16 protein-coding genes are annotated in these 20,371 nt (G+C 66.5%); 8 read left to right on the top strand and 8 right to left on the bottom strand.

Features of this window, described 5'->3' with window-relative positions; genetic code table 11:
• Nucleotides 1–82: 82 nt before the first annotated feature.
• The 3 genes from E0504_RS19470 to pgi all read right to left on the bottom strand — a co-directional run bounded on the left by E0504_RS19470 (nt 83) and on the right by pgi (nt 5,320).
• On the bottom strand, nt 83–1,519 hold the full coding sequence (locus E0504_RS19470) for a DEAD/DEAH box helicase (protein WP_131625381.1): 1,437 nt from the start codon (nt 1,517–1,519) through the stop codon (nt 83–85).
• Nucleotides 1,520–1,768: 249 nt separating this feature from the next.
• The gene (locus E0504_RS19465) at nt 1,769–3,700 is read right to left on the bottom strand and encodes a PAS domain-containing sensor histidine kinase (RefSeq protein WP_131625379.1); all 1,932 of its coding nucleotides are present in this window, start codon (nt 3,698–3,700) and stop codon (nt 1,769–1,771) included.
• 90 nt (nt 3,701–3,790) lie between these two features.
• The gene (gene pgi, locus E0504_RS19460; protein WP_131625378.1) at nt 3,791–5,320 is read right to left on the bottom strand and encodes a glucose-6-phosphate isomerase; all 1,530 of its coding nucleotides are present in this window, start codon (nt 5,318–5,320) and stop codon (nt 3,791–3,793) included.
• Nucleotides 5,321–5,484: 164 nt separating this feature from the next.
• Here pgi and lepB point away from each other — a divergent pair, with 164 nt between their 5' ends.
• From lepB to E0504_RS19440, 4 genes are read left to right on the top strand one after another with little or no spacing between them, the layout of a single operon-like run.
• Nucleotides 5,485–6,309, top strand: coding sequence for a signal peptidase I (gene lepB, locus E0504_RS19455; RefSeq protein WP_131625376.1), 825 nt, complete (start codon nt 5,485–5,487; stop codon nt 6,307–6,309).
• Nucleotides 6,306–6,977: a ribonuclease III gene (gene rnc, locus E0504_RS19450; protein ID WP_210413439.1), complete on the top strand. Its 672-nt coding sequence runs from the start codon at nt 6,306–6,308 to the stop codon at nt 6,975–6,977. The genes lepB and rnc overlap by 4 nt, the downstream gene beginning before the upstream one ends.
• On the top strand, nt 6,974–7,894 hold the full coding sequence (gene era / locus E0504_RS19445) for a GTPase Era (protein WP_131625375.1): 921 nt from the start codon (nt 6,974–6,976) through the stop codon (nt 7,892–7,894). The genes rnc and era overlap by 4 nt, the downstream gene beginning before the upstream one ends.
• 41 nt (nt 7,895–7,935) lie before the next feature.
• Nucleotides 7,936–9,237 carry a hypothetical protein gene (locus E0504_RS19440; RefSeq protein WP_131625374.1) on the top strand — a complete coding sequence of 434 codons (1,302 nt, stop codon included), beginning with the start codon at nt 7,936–7,938 and terminating at the stop codon, nt 9,235–9,237.
• Here the strand turns inward: E0504_RS19440 and E0504_RS19435 are convergent.
• The 4 genes from E0504_RS19435 to plsY all read right to left on the bottom strand — a co-directional run bounded on the left by E0504_RS19435 (nt 9,224) and on the right by plsY (nt 13,714).
• Entirely contained in the window at nt 9,224–9,406 is a 183-nt protein-coding gene (locus E0504_RS19435) for a hypothetical protein (RefSeq protein WP_131625373.1), read from the bottom strand. The genes E0504_RS19440 and E0504_RS19435 overlap by 14 nt on opposite strands.
• Nucleotides 9,406–11,979, bottom strand: coding sequence for a type I DNA topoisomerase (gene topA, locus E0504_RS19430; protein ID WP_131625372.1), 2,574 nt, complete (start codon nt 11,977–11,979; stop codon nt 9,406–9,408). The genes E0504_RS19435 and topA overlap by 1 nt, the downstream gene beginning before the upstream one ends.
• Before the next feature lie 65 nt (nt 11,980–12,044).
• A complete protein-coding gene (gene dprA, locus E0504_RS19425) occupies nt 12,045–13,136 on the bottom strand; it encodes a DNA-processing protein DprA (RefSeq protein WP_131625370.1) in 1,092 nt (363 codons plus the stop codon).
• Nucleotides 13,133–13,714: a glycerol-3-phosphate 1-O-acyltransferase PlsY gene (gene plsY, locus E0504_RS19420; RefSeq protein ID WP_131625369.1), complete on the bottom strand. Its 582-nt coding sequence runs from the start codon at nt 13,712–13,714 to the stop codon at nt 13,133–13,135. Before plsY ends, dprA begins: the two co-directional genes overlap by 4 nt.
• A 117-nt stretch (nt 13,715–13,831) precedes the next feature.
• On the opposite strand from plsY, the gene murI reads away from it, so the two are divergent.
• The 4 genes from murI to E0504_RS19400 all read left to right on the top strand — a co-directional run bounded on the left by murI (nt 13,832) and on the right by E0504_RS19400 (nt 18,962).
• Nucleotides 13,832–14,626, top strand: coding sequence for a glutamate racemase (gene murI / locus E0504_RS19415; protein ID WP_131625699.1), 795 nt, complete (start codon nt 13,832–13,834; stop codon nt 14,624–14,626).
• Nucleotides 14,627–14,730: 104 nt separating this feature from the next.
• Nucleotides 14,731–15,951: a 5-aminolevulinate synthase gene (gene hemA / locus E0504_RS19410; RefSeq protein WP_131625368.1), complete on the top strand. Its 1,221-nt coding sequence runs from the start codon at nt 14,731–14,733 to the stop codon at nt 15,949–15,951.
• Nucleotides 15,952–16,056: 105 nt separating this feature from the next.
• On the top strand, nt 16,057–18,228 hold the full coding sequence (locus E0504_RS19405; protein WP_131625367.1) for a bifunctional diguanylate cyclase/phosphodiesterase: 2,172 nt from the start codon (nt 16,057–16,059) through the stop codon (nt 18,226–18,228).
• A gap of 38 nt (nt 18,229–18,266) precedes the next feature.
• Nucleotides 18,267–18,962 carry a nitroreductase gene (locus tag E0504_RS19400; RefSeq protein ID WP_131625366.1) on the top strand — a complete coding sequence of 232 codons (696 nt, stop codon included), beginning with the start codon at nt 18,267–18,269 and terminating at the stop codon, nt 18,960–18,962.
• Nucleotides 18,963–19,081: 119 nt separating this feature from the next.
• Here the strand turns inward: E0504_RS19400 and E0504_RS19395 are convergent, their stop codons facing one another.
• Entirely contained in the window at nt 19,082–20,287 is a 1,206-nt protein-coding gene (locus tag E0504_RS19395; RefSeq protein WP_131625365.1) for an alanine racemase, read from the bottom strand.
• Nucleotides 20,288–20,371 lie beyond the last annotated feature (84 nt).

Below are 20,371 nucleotides of genomic sequence, written 5' to 3'. Positions count from 1 at the left end.
GGCGCGACCCGCAATTGTCAGGAAAACACAAGTTTACCTGAACAAAAGCTGTCGCGCCGCCAGAATGCTGGGAGTGCCGGGGTTAGCCGCGCGCGCGCCGCTGGGCCCCGCCGCCGCCCTGGCCACCGCGACCACCGCCGCCGCCCTGGCCCTTCCCGTGGAACCGCCGCGGACGATTGCCGCCCTGCTGGCCAGAGCGTTCGTCGGTTCGTTGATCGCTCCGCTCTCCGCCACCTTGCTGTCCCTGACGGGGCGCGCGGTCCGGGCGGCGATCGCCTCCCACCGGCTTCGCAAAGACCTTTTTCGGTGCGCTGCGCTGTTGCTGGCCGGGGTTGCCCTTGGGCCGGACGATAGGCGCGTCTTCGATGAAAGCACGGAAGTTATCGGGCAGCGGCAGACGCTCGCAGGTGACCCCGGTCAGCTTCTGAATGTCGCGCAGATACGCGCGCTCGTCCTCGGCGCACAGGGTCAGCGCGATGCCGTCCGCGCCCGCGCGGGCGGTCCGCCCGATGCGGTGGACGTACTGTTCGGCCACGTTGGGCAGTTCGTAGTTGATCACGTGGCTGACGCCCGACACGTCGATCCCGCGCGCGGCGATGTCGGTCGCCACCAGCACCTTGACCCGGCCCGACTTGAAGTTCGCCAACGCCCGCTCACGCTGAGGCTGGCTCTTGTTGCCGTGGATCGCGTCGGCCTGGATGTTCGCCTGGACGAGCTTCTTTACCACCCGGTCCGCACCATGCTTGGTGCGGGTAAACACCAGCACGCGGTCCATCCCCTCGGTCTTGGGATAACGCTTCTGCAGCATCAGTTCGAGCAGCGCCTGCTTTTCCATCTGGCTGACCAGTGTGACGTACTGCTCGACCCGCTCGGCGGTGGTCGCCGCGGGAGCGACCGAGACCTGCGCGGGGTTGTTCAGGTACTGCTTCGACAGGTCCTTGATCGAACCCGGCATGGTGGCGCTGAACAGCAGCGTCTGCCGCTCTTTCGGCATCAGCGCGACCAGCTTGCGCAGCGCGTGAATGAAGCCGAGGTCGAGCATCTGGTCGGCTTCGTCGAGCACCAGGATCTCGATCCCGTCCAGGCGAATGGCCTTCTGGTCGACGAGGTCGAGCAAACGGCCTGGCGTGGCCACCAGCACGTCGGTTCCGCGATGCAACTTGTTGCGGTCCTTGCCCACCGACGTTCCGCCGACGACGACGTCGACCTTCAAGCCGGTGAAGCCGCCGTAATCCTCGGCGCTCTTGGCGATCTGTCCGGCGAGTTCGCGCGTCGGGGCAAGCACGAGCATGCGGGCCGACTTGAACGGGGTCTGCTTGTCGGCTTCGCGCAGCCGGTCGATGCTCGGAAGCATGAACGCGGCGGTCTTGCCGGTGCCCGTCTGGGCGATGCCGAGCAGGTCGCGGCCCTGCAGCACGAGCGGGATCGCCTGCTGCTGGATCGGGGTGGCGACGGTATAGTTCTTCTGCTCCAGCGCCTGGAGCACGGGCTGCGACAGCCCAAGGTTTTCAAAAGACATAGTGGGAAACTGCTTTACGTATGCAGCAGCGCGCAGCCGGAGTCCGGGCGCGTGCAGCGGGGTGGTGAAGCCGAAAGTGGCCTCGTCAACGACCCGCGTGAATTGGGCTGTCAGGCAATGTAGAACCGAGACACGGCCGGGGCGGACTGTGGTCAAATCGAAGTGAACCTTCGACAGAACCCAAGCACTCGCCTGTTCACGCTGCTAGGCGTCTCGATGGCGGCTAGTTAGTTGTGCACCTGCGAAAAGTCAATGGCGCGTGGCCTCCGCCGCGTCGCGCTGCGCGGTCAGGCGGCCGATCAGCTGGGCCAGATCGGTCTGGGAGAACGGCTTGGCCAGCCGGGGCACGTCGAGCGCGGTGCCTTCCGGCAGGTCCGCGTACCCCGATACGATTGCCGCGCGGATAGCGGGCTGCATGTCGCGCGCCCGGCGCACCAGTTCCCCGCCGTTCATGCCCGGCATGGCATAGTCGGACAACAGCAGGTCGAACTGGTCGTGTCGCAGGGTTTCGATCGCTTCGGGACCGGAATGACGCTCCGTCACGGTATGCCCCATGTCCTCCAGCATCGTGACGGTGTTGAGCAGCACGATCGCATCGTCATCGACCGCCAGCACGCGCAAGGGTTGCATTTCCGGCTGCGGATTGGCCGGCGCTGGCCGCGCCGTGTCAGCGTCGTCCTGCCGGGCCTCCTCTTCCGCCACTTGCAACCAGATCTCGGCGGTCGTTCCCGCGCCCGGTTCGCTGGTGATGACGAAGCGGCCACCGCACTGCTCGGCCATGCCCTGGACCATGGACAGGCCAAGGCCGGTCCCCTTGCCCACGCCCTTGGTGGTGAAGAACGGCTCGATCGCGCGGGCCAGGGTGTCGGCGTCCATCCCCTCGCCCTGGTCGATCACCCGCAAGCGGGCGAATTGCCGGGCGCCGGGCGTGGCCGCGGGCACGTCGATCGCGAGGATGATCTGGCCGCCAGCCGGCATGGCATCGCGCGCGTTGACCACAAGGTTCATCAGCGCGAGTTCGAGCTGTCCGCGATCCACCATCACTTTGGGCAGACGCATCGGAAAGCGGGTTTCAAGGGTGACGTTCGGGCCCAGCGTGCGCTCCAGCAAGCCCGCGGTGTCGCGGATGCTGGCGACCAGATCGGTCGGCGCCAGTTCCAGTTCCTGCTTGCGCGCAAACGCGAGCAATCGCTGGGTCAGGGTCGCGCCGCGCCGGGCGCCGTGCATCGCGTTGTGCAGGAACGGCAAGGGGTCCTCCCCCTGCTCGATCCGCTTCATGGCGATTTCCAGGCTGCCGGAAATGGCCGAGAGGATATTGTTGAAATCATGCGCCACGCCGCCGGTCAGCTGGCCGATGGCTTCCATCTTCTGCGCCTGGAAGATCTGCTCGCGCGATTGCTCCAGCGCGTCTTCGGCGATCTTGCGCTCGGTCAGGTCGCGAGTGATCTTGGTGAACCCGCGCAGGTGACCGTCGTCGTCGCGGATCGGATCGATCACTACGTTGGCCCAGAACCGGGTGCCGTCCTGGCGCACCCGCCAGCCCTCGGCCTCGAACCGCCCGGCTTCTTCCGCCGTCCTCAACGCCTGTTCGGGCATCCCGGCGGCGCGGTCCTCCTCCTGGTAAAAGCGCGAGAAGTGCTGGCCGATGATGTCCTGCGCGGCATAGCCCTTGAACCGCTCGGCCCCGGCGTTCCAGCTTGAGACATAGCCCAGCGGGTCGAGCATGTAGATGGCGTAGTCGGTAACGCCCTGGACCAGCAGCCGAAAGTGTTCCTCGCTCCGGCGCAGCGCCTGCTCCGCCTCGCGCCGTTCGGTGAGGTCGCGGGTGACTTTGGCGAACCCGACGTGGCCACCCTGTTCGTCCCGGATCGGATCGATGACGACGTTGGCCCAGAAGCGCGAGCCATCCTTGCGCAAGCGCCAGCCTTCAGCCTCGTACCGTCCTTGCGTCAGTGCGATCTCCAGCGCCCGCTCGGGCAGGCCGGCGGCGCGCTCGTCTTCGGTGTAGAAACGGGAGAAATGCTGGCCGATGATCTCATCGACGTCGTATCCCTTCAGCCGCTCGGCACCGGGGTTCCAGCTGCTGACGATGCCGCCCGGATCGAGCATGTAGATGGCATAGTCGGTGACGCTCTGGACGAGGAGGTCAGCCTTGCTGTGCGATTTCGCTGAATCAGCCATGCGTCCGTTACTCTAAAGCCCCCCTTTGGCTAATGCGGCACCCAACCGTTCGACCACCCCTTGGTTCCGCAATTCAAACAGTGGACACCGTCAGGCGAGATCCGCTGCCCGCAGCAAAGCCTCGGTCGCGGGATCGAAACTGGCGCCGCCCGCGTCGATCTTGTTCGCGATCGCCTTGCCCAGCTCGACCCCGTATTGGTCGAACGAGTTGATCCCCATCAGCACGGCATTGGCGAACGTGCGGTGTTCGTGGAACGCGATCAGCGCGCCGAGCGTGGCCGCATCGAAGTCGTCGCACAGGATGGTGGCGCTCGGGCGGTCGCCGGGATAGGCCCGCGCCGGATCGTCGCTCGTCTGCCCCGCCATCAGCGCCGCGCCTTGCGCAAAGCAGTTCTTCAGCAGGATCCTGTGATGCGCCGGGTCCAGCGTGTCGCCGGGGGTCACGCTGGCGATGAAATCCACCGGCACCACGACAGTGCCCTGGTGAAGCAACTGGAACACCGCGTGCTGCGCGTCGGTGCCCACCCCGCCCCAGGTGACCGGCGCGGTGGCGCCGCGAACCGGCGTCCCGCCCGCGGTTACTCGCTTGCCGTTCGATTCCATTTCCAGTTGCTGGAGATACCCCGAAAACAACGCCAGCCGCTCGTCATAGGCGAACACGGCCCGCGTCTGGCATCCGCGCACCTGCGCGTAATAGCGGTCGGCAAACGCCGCGCGCAGCGGCAGGTTGGCCCGGCCATCCGTGTCGCGGAAGTGTTCGTCGATCACCCGCGCGCCCGCTAGCATCGCGTCAAACGCCTGCCAGCCCAGCGCAAGCGCGACCGGGAAACCGATGCTCGACCACAGCGAGTACCGCCCGCCGACGGTTTCGGGGAACGGCAGCACGCGGGTTTCGTCCACGCCCCACTCGACCGCTTTGTCCGGGTTCGCGGTCAGTGCCACCACCCGGCCATAGGGATCGGCCACTCCGTTGTGCTGCAGCCACTCGAGCGCGCTGGCGGCGTTGGTCATCGTCTCGACGGTGGTGAAGGTCTTGCTGGCGACGGCGATCAACGTTTCGGCCGGGTTGCAGCGCGTGAACGCCGCTTCCAGTGCCAGACCGTCGATGTTGGACACGACGTGGACTTCGACCAGAGCGCCTTCCCGCGCCAGCGCATCGACCGCCAGCTTGGGACCCAGCGCCGACCCGCCGATGCCGATGTGGATCAGGTGCCGCACCTCGCCCAGCGCTCCGCCGTGGATCGCTTCGACCAGCATGTGCATCCGCTGATGCAGCGCCGCCGCCTCCTCGACCGCGGCATCGCTCCCCAGCCCGCGCTGCGCGGTGTGTTCGGCGGCGCGGTTCTCGGTCGTGTTGACGCGCCCGCCCGTGAGCAGCGCCGTGCGACGGTCGGCGAACCCGGCGGCATCGGCCAGGCTTTCGAACGCGCTCAGCAGCTCATCATCAAGGTGTGTCTTGGACCAGTCGAACAGCGCGCCGCCCGGCTCCTCCTCGCTGCCCCAGTCAAGCCGGGCAGAGAGCGTCTCGACCCGCCCGCCATCAGCGGCGAACAGCTGTTCCAACGTGCGGTGCTGACACCCCTCGATCCGCTGCCAGCCCGCCTCGATCGCGTCGCTCACGTGAAAATCCTTTCCTACCCGGACAGCTCGGCCTTAGGAGGCGGGCTTATGTTTGCAAGCACCGCCCACCCTTTCTCCGCCCGCCCTCCGGAACTGCTGGCATCCGGTTTTTCTGCGTCGGGACAGTGTGACACGTGTGACACTTGTGACAGCAGGGCGAGCGCATGAGCGCCACCGATGTTCCCGCCCGCGATCCGGCTCCCGCGACCGAGGACAAGGAAAGCCTGGGCAGTTTCGCCTGGTTCGTGGTCAAGCTGGCCCTGGCGGTGTTCGTGTTCCGCGCGTTCTTTTTCTCGTTCTATTCGATCCCCAGCGAATCGATGCTGCCGCGTCTGTGGAACGGCGACTACTTCATCGCCGCCAAGTGGCCCTATGGGTACACCAGATGGTCGATGCCGTTCAGCTTGCCGCTGATCCCGGGCCGCGTGCTGGGTTCCGCGCCCAAGCGCGGCGACGTCGCGGTGTTCAAGCACCCGGTGGACCGGGTCGACTATATTAAGCGGGTGATCGGACTGCCCGGCGACAGCGTGGCGCTGCGCGGCGGCCAGGTGGTGCTGAACGGCCAGCCGGTGAAGCGCGTGCGGATCGGCGATTTCTACTTGCCGACCACGCCCAATTCCCCGTGCGTGCTGGGCCGGCCCGCCACCGGGTCGGATGGCATCGCCGCCTGCCGCTATGCCCGCTTCCGCGAAACCCTGCCCGGCGGCAGAAGCTATGACACGCTCGATTTCGGACGGACGCCGCAGGACGACTTCGGCCCGATCATCGTGCCCGACGGAACGGTCTTCGCGATGGGCGACAACCGCGACAATTCAATGGACAGCCGCTTTCCTGCAGCCCCCGGCGGCGGCGTGGGGCTGGTGCCGCAGGACCTGCTGGTCGCCCGCGCCAGCGCGATGGTGTGGTCGACCGACGGATCGGCCGAATGGCACAAACCGTGGACGTGGTTCACCGCCGCCCGCTGGAACCGGCTGGGGCGCGGCATATGAGCCTGCTCGACGACCGCACCCGCGAGTGGCTGGCGCAGACCGGCTTCACCGTGCGCGACGAAGCGATCTGGCACATGGCGCTCACCCATGGCAGCACCGGCGAGACGGCGAATTACGAACGGCTCGAATGGCTCGGCGACCGGGTTCTGGGCCTGTCGATTTCCCACTGGCTGTTCGCGCATTCGAACGCCGCGGAGGGAGAGCTCGCCCAGCGGCTCAACGCGTTGGTCAGCCGCGACACCTGCGCCTGCATCGCGCGTGACATCGGCGTGCCGCTGCATATCCGGCTGGGCAAGCAGGCGCGCGACGATGGCGCGCACGATAGCGACAACGTGCTGGGCGATGTGATGGAGGCGCTGCTCGGCGCGAACTTCCTCGAAGCCGGGTTTGATCCGACTCGCGATCTTGTCCATCATCTGTGGGCCGATGCGGTGGAGGGGCGGCGCGGCCGCTCCAAGCATCCCAAATCGGCGCTGCAGGAATGGGCCGCAGGCAACCGCCGCAAGCCGCCCGAATACCAGCTGGTGGATCGCTCCGGCCCCGACCACGCGGCGCGCTTCACGGTGAAGGTCAAGGTGTACAACGTCGGCGAAGTGGAAGCCGGTGGATCGAGCAAGCAGCAGGCCGAAACCGAAGCCGCGCGTGCATTCATGGAGAAGTTCGGATGAGTTCCTCGCCCTCGCAGCGCTGCGGCTTCGTCGCCGTCATCGGCGCGCCCAACGCGGGCAAATCGACGCTGGTCAACGCTCTGGTCGGCCAGAAGGTCGCGATCGTCAGCGCCAAGGCGCAGACCACCCGTGCGCGGCTGATGGGCATTGCGCTCGCACAGGATGCTGAGGGAATCGACACGCAGATGGTGCTGGTCGACACGCCGGGCATCTTCAGCCCCAAGCGCCGCCTCGACCGCGCGATGGTCAGCGCGGCGTGGGAGGGGACGCAGGCCGCCGACGCGATCCTGCTGGTGGTCGACCCGATCAAGCAGCGGCGGCACGAACTCGACCCGCTGCTGGAGGCGCTGAGCGTCCGGCCCGAACGGAAGATCCTGGTGCTCAACAAGGTGGACATCGCGAAGAAGGAGCCGCTGCTTGCCCTGGCGCAGGAATTCGGCGCGAAGGCGGACTTTGCGGAGATCTTCTTCGTTTCGGCCCAGACCGGCGACGGGGTGCCCGAGCTCAAGGCAGCCCTCGCCTCGATGATGCCGCAGGGCGAATGGATCTTTCCGGAAGACCAGGTGTCCGACGCCAGCGAGCGGTTGATGGCAGCCGAAATCACCCGCGAGCAGCTCTACCGCCAGCTGCACGAGGAACTGCCCTATGACAGCGCGGTGCGGCCTGAGCAGTACGTCGAGCGCAAGGACGGCAGCGTCGAGATCCACCAGCAGATCGTCGTCGGCCGCGAAACGCAGCGCCCGATCGTGCTGGGCAAGGGCGGCTCCCGCATCAAGCAGATCGGCGAGGCCGCACGGCTGGAGCTGAGCGAACTGCTGGGGCGCAAGGTGCACCTGTTCCTCCACGTGAAAGTAGAGGAAAACTGGGCCGAAAACCGCGAGATCTACGAAGAGATCGGGCTCGATTTCGGGCGCTAGCAGGCACGATTTTTTCACTCGTTCCGGCATAAGTGCCGGTCATGGCCACCCTTCCCGCACCGCCCCCTGTCCACGTTGTCCTGAAACACAGGGAGGTGCTGGCCGCCGCGCTCAACTCCTCCTCCCGCATCAGGGGCGGCGGGACCTGGTTCAGCCTCGCGCTGCTCGCGCTGTTGTGCCTGGCGATCTGGCTTGGTCATCTGCTGGCGTTCTGGGGCGCACAGCAGTTGCCGTTTCCGGTGATGTTCGCGCTCGGGCCGTGGCTGCCGGTGATCCTGCCCGCGGTGCTCTGCCTCGTGGCGGTGCAGCTCGCGCTCAACTTGGAGCAGCGCCGCGCCAGCCGCGTCTACTTCAACCGGCTGGCCGCGATCGGCAGTCCGCTGGAACGCGCAGCAACGTACGAAGTGACGGACGAGGCGCTGGTCCTGACAACCGAGCGCATGGTGCTGGCGCCGCGTTGGCATGCCATCGACACCGTCGAGCGGGGTGCCGAAGGCTGGGTGCTGAGCGCGGACCAGCTGCATTTCCTGATTCCCTTCGCGGCGTTCGACAGCGAGGATGCGCAGCGCCCGCTGCTGGCGGCGATCACCGCGCGGATGACACCCGAAGCGCGCGCCCGCAGCCGCGATGCGGTGGAGTTTGCCGAGGCTGGTCCGGGAAATATTGCCGAGGCTTCAAGCAGCACTCCGCCCGATGCGGCCACACAGCCCACCGACGCCGAGGCGAACTTACCCGGAGAAACAGTGGAAGCACGCGGATGGCTGACGCAGGAGCAGGCCAGCTGGGCGGCAAACGTCATCTACAGCCGGATCGCCCACGTCGGGTTCCATCGCTGGGCCTATCCGCTGACCGGGGCGGTGAGCGGCTTCGTCGGCAGCGCGCTGATGGTCGCGCTGTTCGTGCTGCTGGTGCCTTCAGAACTCCTCATGCGTGCCCCGTTTGCGGTCTTTGTTGGCGGCTTCCTGGTGCTCATGCTCGGCGCCGCCTACGGGCTGGGCGTGGGTTATAAGCGCCTGGGCATCGTGCTCGGCAAGGCGTGGAACTCCGGCCTCGACGCGCGAGGCGTCCCGCAACAGCTTGAGGCACACTGGCGCCTGACCGCCACCGGCGTATGCTACGAGACGGCGCGGTTCTCCGGCGAGGCGGCGTACGCGAGCATCCACCAGCTTCTGCACGAGCACGGCTACTGGATCATCGGCGCGGATTCACTCACCCTATGCATCCCCGACACCGCGTTCGGATCCGCCCAGGACGCTGAGATTTTCATGTCGCGCTTGCTCGCCCGGATGACCGAGCCGGCCCGCGCCCGCAGCGTTGCCGTGGAGCCGCCTAGCGTTTCTTGAGTATCTCGATCCCGTTCTTCTTGGCGAAGTCCTTGGTCGATTCCTCGCTGCGGTTGATGGCCTTGGCGATCTCTTTCAGGCCCTTGCCCTTGCCCGCTAGCATACGCAGCATCCCCGCCTCGTCGGCCTTCCACGGCTGCTTGTGCCGTTCGAAGTTCTCCTTGCCCATCAGCTTGCCTTCTTCTTCGTGGCGGCTTTCTTCGCGGCCGGCTTCTTGGCCGCAGCTGCCTTCTTCGGCGCAGCTTTCTTGGCCGGAGCCTTGCGGCCCTTCTTCTTCGCCGGCCCCTTGGCGGCGCGGGCGTCGATCAACTCGATCGCCTGCGCCTCGGTCAGGTCTTCGGGCTTCATGTCGCGCGGCAGGGTCGCGTTGGTGGTGCCGTCGGTGACATAGGGACCATAGCGGCCCGCCATCACCTTCATCTCGCCGCCGCTGGTGGGATGCGCCGCCAGCACCTTGATCGGCTCGGCCGCCGCGCGGCCCGCGCCGCGGTTGGCGCCCTGCGCCAGCAGGTCCACCGCGCGGTTCATGCCAACCTCGAACACCTCGCGGGTGTTGGCCAGCTTGCCGTACTTGCCGTCATGGCGAAGGTAGGGACCGTACCGGCCGATGTTGGCCTCGATCTCCAGCCCGGTGTCGGGATGCGCGCCGACGATCCGGGGCAGGCTCAGCAGCTTGAGCGCCCATTCGAAGTCGAAATCGTCGAGGTCCTTGGGGATACTCGCGCGCTTCGCCTCCTTGCCCTCGCCCAGCTGCACGTACGGCCCGAAGCGGCCCTTCTTGCGCTCGACCGGCAGACCCGTTTCCGGATCGGTGCCGAGCACCGCGTCCTCGCCGCCGTCGTCACCGGAACCGCCGGGCGAGGCGAACTGCCGCGTGTACTTGCATTCGGGATAATTGGAGCAGGCGATGAACGCGCCGAATTTCCCGCCGCGCAGCGCCAGCCGCCCGCCCTCGCGCCCTTCGGCCACGCACGCCTGGCACTGGCGCGGATCGCCCCCGTCCGCGCGCGGCGGAAACAGGTAATCGCCCAGATACTCGTCAAGCGCCTGGGTCACCTCCGACGGCTTCTTCTCCATCACCTCTTCGGTCTTCGGCTTGAAGTCGCGCCAGAACGCTTCGAGCAGCGTCTTCCAGTCCTCGCGCCCGTCGGAAACGGTATCGAGCTCGGTTTCCATGTCCGCGGTGAAATCATACCCGACATAGCGATCGAAGAACCGTTCCAGGAACGCCGTCAGCAGCCGACCGCTTTCTTCGGCGAAGAAGCGGTTCTTCTCCATCCGCACGTACTCGCGGTCGCGTAGCGTCTGGATGGTCGAGGCGTAAGTGGAGGGACGCCCGATGCCGAGTTCTTCCAGCCGCTTGACCAGGCTCGCTTCGGAGAAGCGCGGCGGCGGCTGGGTGAAATGCTGGTTCGCATCGACGCCGGTCTTGGCCGGGCTGTCGCCCTTGCGCATCAGCGGCAGCAAGTTCTCGTCGTCGTCCTCGCTCTTCTGGTCGAAGCTTTCTTCATACACCGCCAGGAAACCAGGGAACTTCACCACCTGGCCGGTAGCGCGCAGTTCGTTCCGACCGGTCGCATCGCGCAGCGTCACCGTCGTGCGTTCCAGGCTGGCGGCGGCCATCTGGCTCGCCATCGCGCGCTTGAAGATCAAATCATAGAGCTTGGCCTCGTCCCCCTGCCCCACCCGGTCGCGGGTGAATTCGGTCGGCCGGATCGCTTCGTGAGCCTCCTGCGCATTCTTGGCCTTCGTTTGGTAGATGCGCGGCTTGTCCGGCAGGTAGTGCCCGCTGAAGCGATCGCTGATCGCCTTGCGCGCGGCGCTGATCGCGCTGCCGTCCATCTGCACGCCGTCGGTGCGCATGTAGGTGATCGCGCCCTGCTCATAGAGATTCTGCGCCAGCCGCATCGTGTGGCTGGCCGAATAGCCGAGCTTGCGCGCCGCCTCCTGCTGCAGGGTCGAGGTCGTGAACGGCGCGGCGGGATTGCGCTTGAACGGCTTGGTCTCGACGTCCTCGACCGTGAAGCGCCCCTCCTCCACCGCCGTCTTGGCGGCTTCCGCCATGCCCTGGTCGCCAATCGCGAGGCGGTCGAGCTTGTTGCCGTCATAGGTCACCAGCCGCGCGTCGAACGCGGTGCCGTCATGCTGAAGATGTGCCACGACGCTCCAGTATTCCTGCGCCACGAAGGCTTCGATCTCGCGCTCGCGCTCGACGATCAGCCGCAGGGCGACGGATTGCACCCGGCCCGCGCTCTTCGCCCCCGGCAGGCGCCGCCACAGCACTGGCGAGAGCGTGAAACCGTACAGGTAGTCGAGGGCGCGGCGCGCGAGGTACGCGTCGATCAACGGCTGGTCGAGATCGCGCGGGCGCGCCATCGCCTCGGTCACCGCCTGCTTGGTGATCGCGTTGAAGGTGACCCGCTCGACCTCTTTGGGCAGCGCCTTTTTCTTCGCGAGCAGGTCGCGCACATGCCAGCTGATCGCTTCGCCTTCGCGGTCAGGGTCGGTGGCGAGGATCAGGCGGTCGGCTTTCTTGGCCAGGTCCGCGATGTCCTTCACCCGGCCGGTCTTGTCACGATAGACCTCCCAGTCCATCGCGAAGTCCTCATCGGGCCGAACGCTGCCGTCCTTGGGCGGCAGGTCGCGGACGTGGCCGTAGCTCGCCAGAACCTTGTAGTCCTTGCCGAGGTACTTCTCGATGGTCTTCGCCTTGGCCGGCGATTCTACGATGACTAGTTGCATGTGAGTTTGGCGGTGTCCCTACGCGTATACGTACGCGCGAGGGTGGTGCCGGTCCACGCCGCGCGTCAAGCGGCCAGCGACACCCGCCCTCCCGCATGGCGCGTCAATCGCCCGGCGATCTCCAGCTCCAGCAGCGCGAGCTGCACCGATGCGGGGGGCTCGCCCGACTGGCGGATGAGCTCGTCGACCGCCACCGGGGCGGTGGTCAGCAGACTGGTCACATCGGCAGGCTCCGCGTCAGCCAGTTCCTCGTCGGCGAACAGGAACGCCGGGGCGGCCTCGCGGAAGCTGGAGCGCGGGGTGCCGTCGAACCCGCTCAGCAGCTCGATCACGTCGTCCGGCGTCTGCACCAGCATCGCACCATCGCGGATCAGCTGGTTGCACCCGGTGGCGCGAGCCTCCAGCGGGCTGCCGGGGATCGCCATGACCTCTCGCCCGGCCTCCGCCGCCAGCCGCGCGGTGATCAGCGAGCCGGACTTGGGCGCGGCCTCGACCACCAGTGTGCCGCTGGCGAGCCCGGCGATGATGCGGTTGCGACTGGGGAAGTGGCGGCCGCGCGGCTCGGTGCCGGGGACCTGCTCGGCGATCAGCAGGCCGCGACCGGCGACTTCCTCCTGCAATGCGGTGTGTTCAGGGGGATAGGTGATGTCGATCCCACTCGCGATCACCCCGATGGTGGCAGGCAGTGCCCCGCGGTGTGCCGCGCCGTCGATCCCGCGCGCCAGACCCGATACGACGGTGAACCCCGCCTCTGACAGCGCTGCGGCGAAATCGCGCGCCAGTTTCACCGCCGCGGCCGAGGCGTTGCGCGCACCGACGATCGCCACGCATGGCTTTGCCGCCAGCGACACGTCGCCCCGCCATGTGAGCACTGGCGGCGCGCTGTCGAGCTCTGCCAGCAGCGGCGGGTAATCGGGCTGATCGTGAAACAGGTACCTGGCGCGGGCGCGGCGGACTTGCGAGATTTCCTCGGCAATCGTTTCGGGCGGCGCGGCGCGATAGGGCGCGCCGCCGCGCCGGGCGAGGTCGGGCAGTGCGTCGATCGCGGCTTGCGCGGTGCCGAAGCGGCGGATGAGCTGGCGGAAACTGACCGGACCGATATTGGGCGACCGCAGCAGCCGAATGCGCGCGAACGCCTCCTCCTGCGACAGGCTCACTTGGTGCGGCCCACCCGCGGTTCCTCGCCGCGCAGCAGCCGGCCGATGTTGGCGCGATGCTGGACCAGCACGATCGCGGCGATCGCGATCAGCGTGAGCGACAGCTCTTCATAATCGAGCGCCCACGCCGCAAGCGGCGCGGCGATGACGGCGAGCATCGATGAGACCGACGAGATCCGGCTGATCGCTAGCGTCGCTGCCCAGATGGCGGCGCAGACGAGGAACACGGGCCAGGCGAGCGCCAGCACCACCCCCGCTGCCGTGGCGAAGCCCTTGCCCCCCTTGAACCGCAGCCAGACCGGGAAGCAGTGGCCGACAATCGCCGCCACCGCGGCCAGCCCCTCGGTACCCGGCCACAGTAGCGCCGCGAGCAGCACCGCCGCCACGCCCTTGCCCGCATCGAGCAGCACCGTCGCCGCCGCGAGTCCCTTGCGCCCGGTGCGCAGCACGTTGGTCGCCCCGATGCTGCCCGAACCGATCTCCCGCACGTCGCCCGCGCCGAAGCCGCGGGTCAGCAGCAGGCCGAACGGTACCGAACCGAGCAGGTATCCGGTCAACGCCGCCAGCACATAGTCCATCAACGCCCCCTTGACCCGTTCGCCCTTCCGTGTCGAAGGGCCGCATTCACGCGGAGGCCAGCTAGTCGGAAAGGCGGCCGTTCGACAAGCTCGGGACGAACTGTTTTGCATGAAAGCATCGCGCCTGCCGCCCCGATCCTGTTGTTCGATTCAGGAGTCGGCGGCCTCACCGTGCTGGCCGAACTGCGCAAGGTCCTCCCGCAGGCACCGGTCATCTACGCCGCGGACACCGCCGGGTTGCCCTATGGCGCCAAGAGCGAGGCGGAAATCGCCGCCCGGGTCGCCGGGCTGCTCGGCGTGCTGAGCGAGCGCTATCGGCCGCGCCTGGCGGTCATCGCTTGCAATACCGCCAGCACGATCGCGCTCGGCATGGTGCGCGAGGTTCTCCAGATCCCGATCGTCGGCACGGTGCCGGCCATCAAACCCGCCGCCGCGCTTACCCAAACCGGCACGGTAGGCCTGCTCGGCACCGCCGCCACCATCCGGCAGCGCTACGTCGACCAGCTCGAGGCGGAATTCGCGGTCGGCAAGCATGTCGTCCGGTTTCCAGCGCCGGGATTGGTGGAGGCGGCCGAGGCGAAGATGCGGGGGGATCCGGTCGATCCGGCGATCATCCACGACGCCGTCCAAGGCCTGCTCGCCCAGCCATGGGGCGACCAGATCGACACGGTGGTGCTCGCCTGCACGCACTTCCCGCTTCTGGCGGACGAGCTTGCCCGCGCCTTCCCCCGCCCCGTGACCTTCGTTGACGGAGCGGAAGGGATCGCCCGCCGCACGGCAAGCTTGCTCGCAGGGCAGCCATTCGCCCGCAGCAAACCCGATCTGGCGGTGTTCACCGCCGAGCCGGACAGCCGTGCATCGTTCGCACGGATGCTGTCCACCTACGGTCTGGAGCGCATCGAACGCCTGTAATCGCGAACCGTTCGCAAAGATCGCGGTGGCAATCGGCGGGGCGGAGGAGTAGGTGGACCGCGTTTGCCGGACGGGACCGGCGGGTAACTCGCGAGCGACCTTTCGTGAACTATGACCAGATCTTCGACCAGGCGATCGATCGCTTGCACACCGAAGGGCGCTACCGCGTCTTCATCGACATTCTGCGCAACAAGGGTGCGTTCCCCAACGCGCGCTGCTTTGCCGGCCACAACGGTCCCAAACCGATCACCGTGTGGTGCTCGAACGATTACCTCGCGATGGGCCAGCACCCCAAGGTCATCGCCGCGATGGAACATGCGCTGCACGATGTCGGCGCAGGTTCGGGCGGCACGCGCAACATCGGCGGCAATTCGCATTACCACGTGGAGCTTGAGGCCGAGCTGTCGGATCTCCATGGCAAGGAAGCCGCGCTGCTGTTCACCAGCGGCTATGTCTCCAATGACGCGACCCTGTCGACGCTGGCCAAACTGCTGCCGGGCTGCGTGATCTTCTCCGACGAGCTTAACCACGCCAGCATGATCGCCGGCATCCGCAACTCGGGTGCCGAGAAGCGGGTGTTCCGCCACAACGATCTTGCGCACCTGGAAGAACTGCTCGCCGCCGAAGACCCGGACGTACCCAAGCTGATCGCGTTCGAAAGCGTCTATTCGATGGACGGCGACGTCGCGCCCATTCACGCGATCTGCGACCTGGCCGAACAGTACAACGCCCTCACCTACATCGACGAAGTCCATGCCGTGGGCATGTACGGCGCGCGCGGCGGCGGCATTTCGGAACGCGACGAAGCGGCGCACCGGATCGACATCATCGAAGGCACGCTGGGCAAGGCATTCGGCGTGATGGGCGGCTACATCGCCGCCGATCGCAAGATCGTCGACTGCATCCGCAGCTATGCGCCGGGCTTCATCTTCACCACTTCGCTATCGCCGGTGCTGGCCGCCGGCGTGCTCGCCGCGGTGCGCCATCTCAAACAATCGAGCGAGGAGCGCGAAGGCCAGCAGGCAGCCGCCGCTTGCCTGAAAACGATGTTCGCCGAAGCGGGCTTGCCGGTCATGCCCAGCACCACGCACATCGTGCCGCTGATGGTCGGCGATCCCGTCCGGGCAAAGAAGATCAGCGACATCCTGCTCGCCGAGTACGGGGTCTACGTGCAGCCGATCAATTACCCCACCGTGCCGCGCGGGACGGAGCGTCTGCGCTTCACCCCCGGCCCCGCGCACAACGAAGCGATGATGCGCGCGCTGACCGATGCGCTGGTGGAAATCTGGGACCGGCTCGACCTTCAGCAAGCGCAGGCGGCTTGATCGTCACGGCCATATCGAGCCTTCGCCTTAGTCTGGCGGTAACCATTACCGTTTAGTCGCACGAATGCTTGTCCGACCTGGTTCGGACGTTAGCGGCAAGGGGCGATGGCGGTCAGGAATCTTTGGAAGGGGCTTTCGGGCGGCGCGGGTGACAATCTCACCAGCGATGGCCTGCGGCTCTCGGTGCTCGAGGATTTCGAGCAGACCGGTCTCGCCTGGATCTGGGCGTCAGACGCCGATGGGGTGTTAAGCTACCTGTCGCCCGGTGCCGCCGAAGCCATGGGCCTGCCGCTGGCTAACCTGCTGGGCCGGCCGCTGGCGACCTTGTTCGAAACCGATCCCGAACATCCCGATACCCATTCGGCCCGCCCGCTCGGCTTCCAGATCAGCGCGCATAACCGGATCGTCGACGTCACCGTCCGCTGCGCTCTGCCCGAAGCCCGCACCGGCCGACCCGTGTGGCTGTCACTGTCCGGCCAGCCCAAGGTCGATTCGACCGGCCGTTTCCACGGTTACCGCGGCTCGGCCAAGGACATATCGGTCGAATACCAGCGCCAGATCGAAGATTCGCGGCTGGCCGAATACGATTCGCTGACCGGCCTCTACAACCGACACCGGATGCACCGGCGGCTGGAATCGGTGCTGGCGGCGTTCAAGGCCGCCAAGCGCAACTGCGCGCTGATGATGCTGGACCTCGACCGGTTCAAGCAGGTCAACGACACCATGGGCCACCCGGCGGGCGACGACCTGCTGCGCCAGGTGGCGGAGCGGCTGCGCAACATCATCGGCGATCGCGGTGAGATCGGCCGGCTGGGCGGAGACGAGTTCCAGGTGATCATCCCCGATGTGGACGATCGCGGCAAGCTGGGGGAACTGGCCGACAAGATCATCCAGATCGTGTCGCAGCCCTATCCGATCGATGGCAAGCGGGCGATCATCGGGACTTCGGTCGGCATCGCCATCGCGCCGTACGACGGCCAGGAAGTGGAAGAGCTGGTGCGCGCGTCGGACCTCGCGCTCTATTCGGCCAAGAACGGCGGGCGCGGTCAGTTCCGTTTCTATTCGTCGGACCTCAAGGACGAAGAGGAAGAGCGCCAGCTGCTGCTCGATGACCTGCGTGAGGCGCTGGAAAGCGAACAGCTGGAGCTGCACTATCAGCCGGTGGTTCGCATTCACGACAACCACGTGGTCGGGATGGAAGCGCTGATGCGCTGGGAGCATGAGGAGCGCGGCTGGGTCAGCCCGGGCATGTTCATCCCGGTGGCAGAGGATTCGAGCCTGATCGGCCCGTTGGGCGATTGGGCGCTGAACCGCGCGTGCGCCGATGCCGCCGCATGGCCGGACACTGTCCGCGTGGCGGTCAACGTGTCGGCGCGCCAGTTCACAACCGCCGGTTTCGTCGATGTGGTTGCCGATGCTTTGCAGGCCAGCGGGCTCGATCCCGACAGGCTGGAGCTGGAGCTCACTGAAAGCGTGTTCATGGGCGACAGCGAAGCCACGGAAGAAACCTTCCGAGCGTTGAAGAAGATCGGCGTGCGGCTGGCGCTGGACGATTTCGGCACCGGCTATTCCTCGCTGAGTTATCTCCGCTCGGCGCCGTTCGACAAGCTCAAGGTCGACAAGAGCTTCGTCGATTCGTGCACCCAGAAAGACCAGAACAGCGCCAAGATCATCACCGCGATCATTGGCTTGTCCAAGGCGCTGGGAATGGAGACGACCGTCGAGGGGGTGGAAGCGTTCGACCAGCTCGAAGTCGTCCGTTCGCGCGGGGCGGAACTGGTCCAGGGGTGGATTTTCGCCAAGGCCATGCCCCAGCATCAGGTGCTGCAGAACATCCGGTCGGGTGAATTCAAGATCGAGCCGAGTGGTCCGGATAAGCACCGCCCTGATCGGCGGTCGATGTTCCGCCGCATCGGGATCATCCACGGCGATCATCGGTACGACGCGGTGATCCGCGACCTGAGCAAGACCGGCGCGTTCGTCGAAGGCCTGGTCGGGGTTCCGCTCGATACCGCGCTGGTGCTCGATCTGGGCGGCGGTCAGCTGGTGGTGTGCAAGGTGCTGCGCTCCGAAGGCGCACAGCTTGGCGTCGAATTTGAAACGCCGTTGGTCAGCGACGGCGCGGGCGGATTGTGTACCCGCCACCGGGTCAGCCCATACGCGCTTGCGGCGGCGAGCCTGCCGGTCGCCGGCGCCCCGTCCCATGCGCCTGCCGCGCTCAGCGCTGGAGCCGGCGCGCCGCAGTTCATGCAGGTTCAGGTCGGCAGCGGCGGCTGAGGGTTTACTCGCGGCGATGACGGGTTAAGCCGGTGGCCATGAGCAACTCATCGCACCCCACCTACGACGAAGTCGTGCTCGGCCGCCGATCGATCCGCGGCTATCTCGACAAACCCGTCCCCCGCACGCTGATTGAAGAGGTCATTGCCCTCGCCACCCGCGCGCCCTCGTCCATGAACACCCAGCCGTGGCACTTCCACGTCATCACGGGGGAGCCACTCGCGCGGATCCGGCGGGGGAACACGGAGAACATCCTGGCCGGCGTCCCCGACAGCCGCGAGTTCCGCCGGGGCAGCGCCTTTGCCGGCGTGCATCGCGAACGCCAGATCGGCGTCGCCAAGCAGTTGTTCGAAGCGATGGGCATCGCCCGCGACGACAAGGACAAGCGGCAGGACTGGGTATTGCGCGGCTTTCGCCAGTTCGACGCACCGGTGTGCGTCATCGTTGCCTACGACCGGGAACTGGCCGACAGCGACGACAGCGCTTTCGACTGCGGCGCGGTCACGACAGCGCTGGTCAACGCCGCCTGGTCACGCGGGCTCGGCTGCGTAATCAACAGCCAGGGCATCATGCAAAGCCCGGTGGTCCGCGAACATGCCGGCATCCCTGAAGATCAGGTGATCATGAAAGCGGTCGCGATGGGCTGGCCGGATGAAACCTTCCCCGCCAATGCGGTGGTCAGCGAACGCAAGCCGGTGGAGGAAGCGGCCCGCTTCATCGGTTTCCTCGATTGACCTCCAGAGACCCGGGCGCGCCCCAGGTTGCATCAGTTGTGCGGCGACTTGCCAGGGGTAAACGGCACTAGAAAGCGCTGCTCACAGCCAATCCGCGCAGCACTTCGCGGCCTAACGGCTTAGCGTAGGCTCACCACATTGTCGGTGGCGCGCGGATCCACCCGATCGCCGCGATAGAGGCTCGCCATCGGCTCATCTTCGACGATGATCTGTTCGGCATCCCCGAAGCCGTTGAAGCCGGTCTTCATCGCCGCGCCGTACGCACCCAGCATGCCGATCTCGATGTAATCGCCAGCCTGGATGTCGGCCGGTAGCATGAAGGGCCCCTTCATGTAATCGGCATCGTCGCAGGTCGGACCATAGAACGAAAACTCGGCCAACGGCTGCGTCAGGTCATCCTCCAGCGCGTTCACGGGGAACCGCCAGTCGATATGCGCGGCATCGAACAGCGCACCATAGGCGCCATCGTTGATGTACAGCTCATCCCCACGGCGCTTCTCCACCCGCACGACGAGAGATGAATACTCGGCGCACAGCGCCCGGCCGGGCTCGCACCACAGTTCGGCGTTGTAGGCGATCGGCAGCGCTTCGAAGTGGCGGTGGATGATCGCGAAGTAATCTTCCAGCGGGGGCGGCTCCATGCCGGGATAATCACTCGGAAAGCCCCCGCCCACATCGACCACGTCGATCACGACCGATGCTTCGGCCACAGCGGCGCGCACGCGCTCCAGCGCCTGCACATAGGCAAACGGCGTCATCGCCTGGCTGCCGACGTGGAAGCACACGCCCAGCCAGTCACAATGCTGGCGAGTCGCCTGCAGCAGTTCGGCCGCATCGGCGAGATCACAGCCGAACTTCGCAGCCAGGCTGAGTTCCGAGTATTCCGAGGACACCCGCAAGCGCACCAGCAACCGCAGGTCGGTCGCGCCGGTGCCGTCGGGATGTGCCGTTGCCGCCACGATCTTTTCCAGCTCCTCGACAGTGTCGAGGCTGAAGGTCTTCACCCGGTGTTCGAAGTACGCTTCGCGGATTGCGCGCGCCGTCTTGACGGGATGCATGAAGCATAGCTCGGCATCCGGCAGAGCCTCTCGCACCAGGCGCACTTCGGCGATCGACGCGACGTCGAAGTGCGTGATCCCTGCGCCCCACAGCACGCGCAAAAGGTCAGGCGAAGGATTCGCCTTCACGGCGTAGAGTGACTTGCCCGGAAACTTCTCTGCGAAGAAACGGGCTGCGCGCGCCGCTGCGTGCGGGCGGTTCAAAATGACCGGTTCGTCCGGCGCGAGGGCGCGAACTACAGACCGTGCGTCAGGATGATGGTGCAACTCAAGGGACCCCCAAACGGTAAGTTTGAACGAGGCAGCCTTGCGGTTAAGGAAGTCCCCTTGGGGCTGCGGAGGGCGCGTATA

This window comes from Parafrankia sp. BMG5.11 (genome assembly GCF_004337455.1).
The sequence above is the reverse complement of the archived record's forward strand: the minus strand, read 5'-3'. Positions and strand labels throughout refer to the sequence as shown.

Bases quoted from the DNA above. Each gene is read 5' to 3' on its own strand.
- E0504_RS19470 (WP_131625381.1), bottom strand. From the start codon at position 1,519: ATGTCTTTTGAAAACCTTGGGCTGTCGCAGCCCGTGCTCCAGGCGCTG.
- E0504_RS19465 (WP_131625379.1), bottom strand. From the start codon at position 3,700: ATGGCTGATTCAGCGAAATCGCACAGCAAGGCTGACCTCCTCGTCCAG.
- lepB (WP_131625376.1), top strand. From the start codon at position 5,485: ATGAGCGCCACCGATGTTCCCGCCCGCGATCCGGCTCCCGCGACCGAG.
- rnc (WP_210413439.1), top strand. From the start codon at position 6,306: ATGAGCCTGCTCGACGACCGCACCCGCGAGTGGCTGGCGCAGACCGGC.
- era (WP_131625375.1), top strand. From the start codon at position 6,974: ATGAGTTCCTCGCCCTCGCAGCGCTGCGGCTTCGTCGCCGTCATCGGC.
- E0504_RS19440 (WP_131625374.1), top strand. From the start codon at position 7,936: ATGGCCACCCTTCCCGCACCGCCCCCTGTCCACGTTGTCCTGAAACAC.
- E0504_RS19435 (WP_131625373.1), bottom strand. From the start codon at position 9,406: ATGGGCAAGGAGAACTTCGAACGGCACAAGCAGCCGTGGAAGGCCGAC.
- topA (WP_131625372.1), bottom strand. From the start codon at position 11,979: ATGCAACTAGTCATCGTAGAATCGCCGGCCAAGGCGAAGACCATCGAG.
- plsY (WP_131625369.1), bottom strand. From the start codon at position 13,714: ATGGACTATGTGCTGGCGGCGTTGACCGGATACCTGCTCGGTTCGGTA.
- E0504_RS19405 (WP_131625367.1), top strand. From the start codon at position 16,057: ATGGCGGTCAGGAATCTTTGGAAGGGGCTTTCGGGCGGCGCGGGTGAC.
- E0504_RS19400 (WP_131625366.1), top strand. From the start codon at position 18,267: ATGAGCAACTCATCGCACCCCACCTACGACGAAGTCGTGCTCGGCCGC.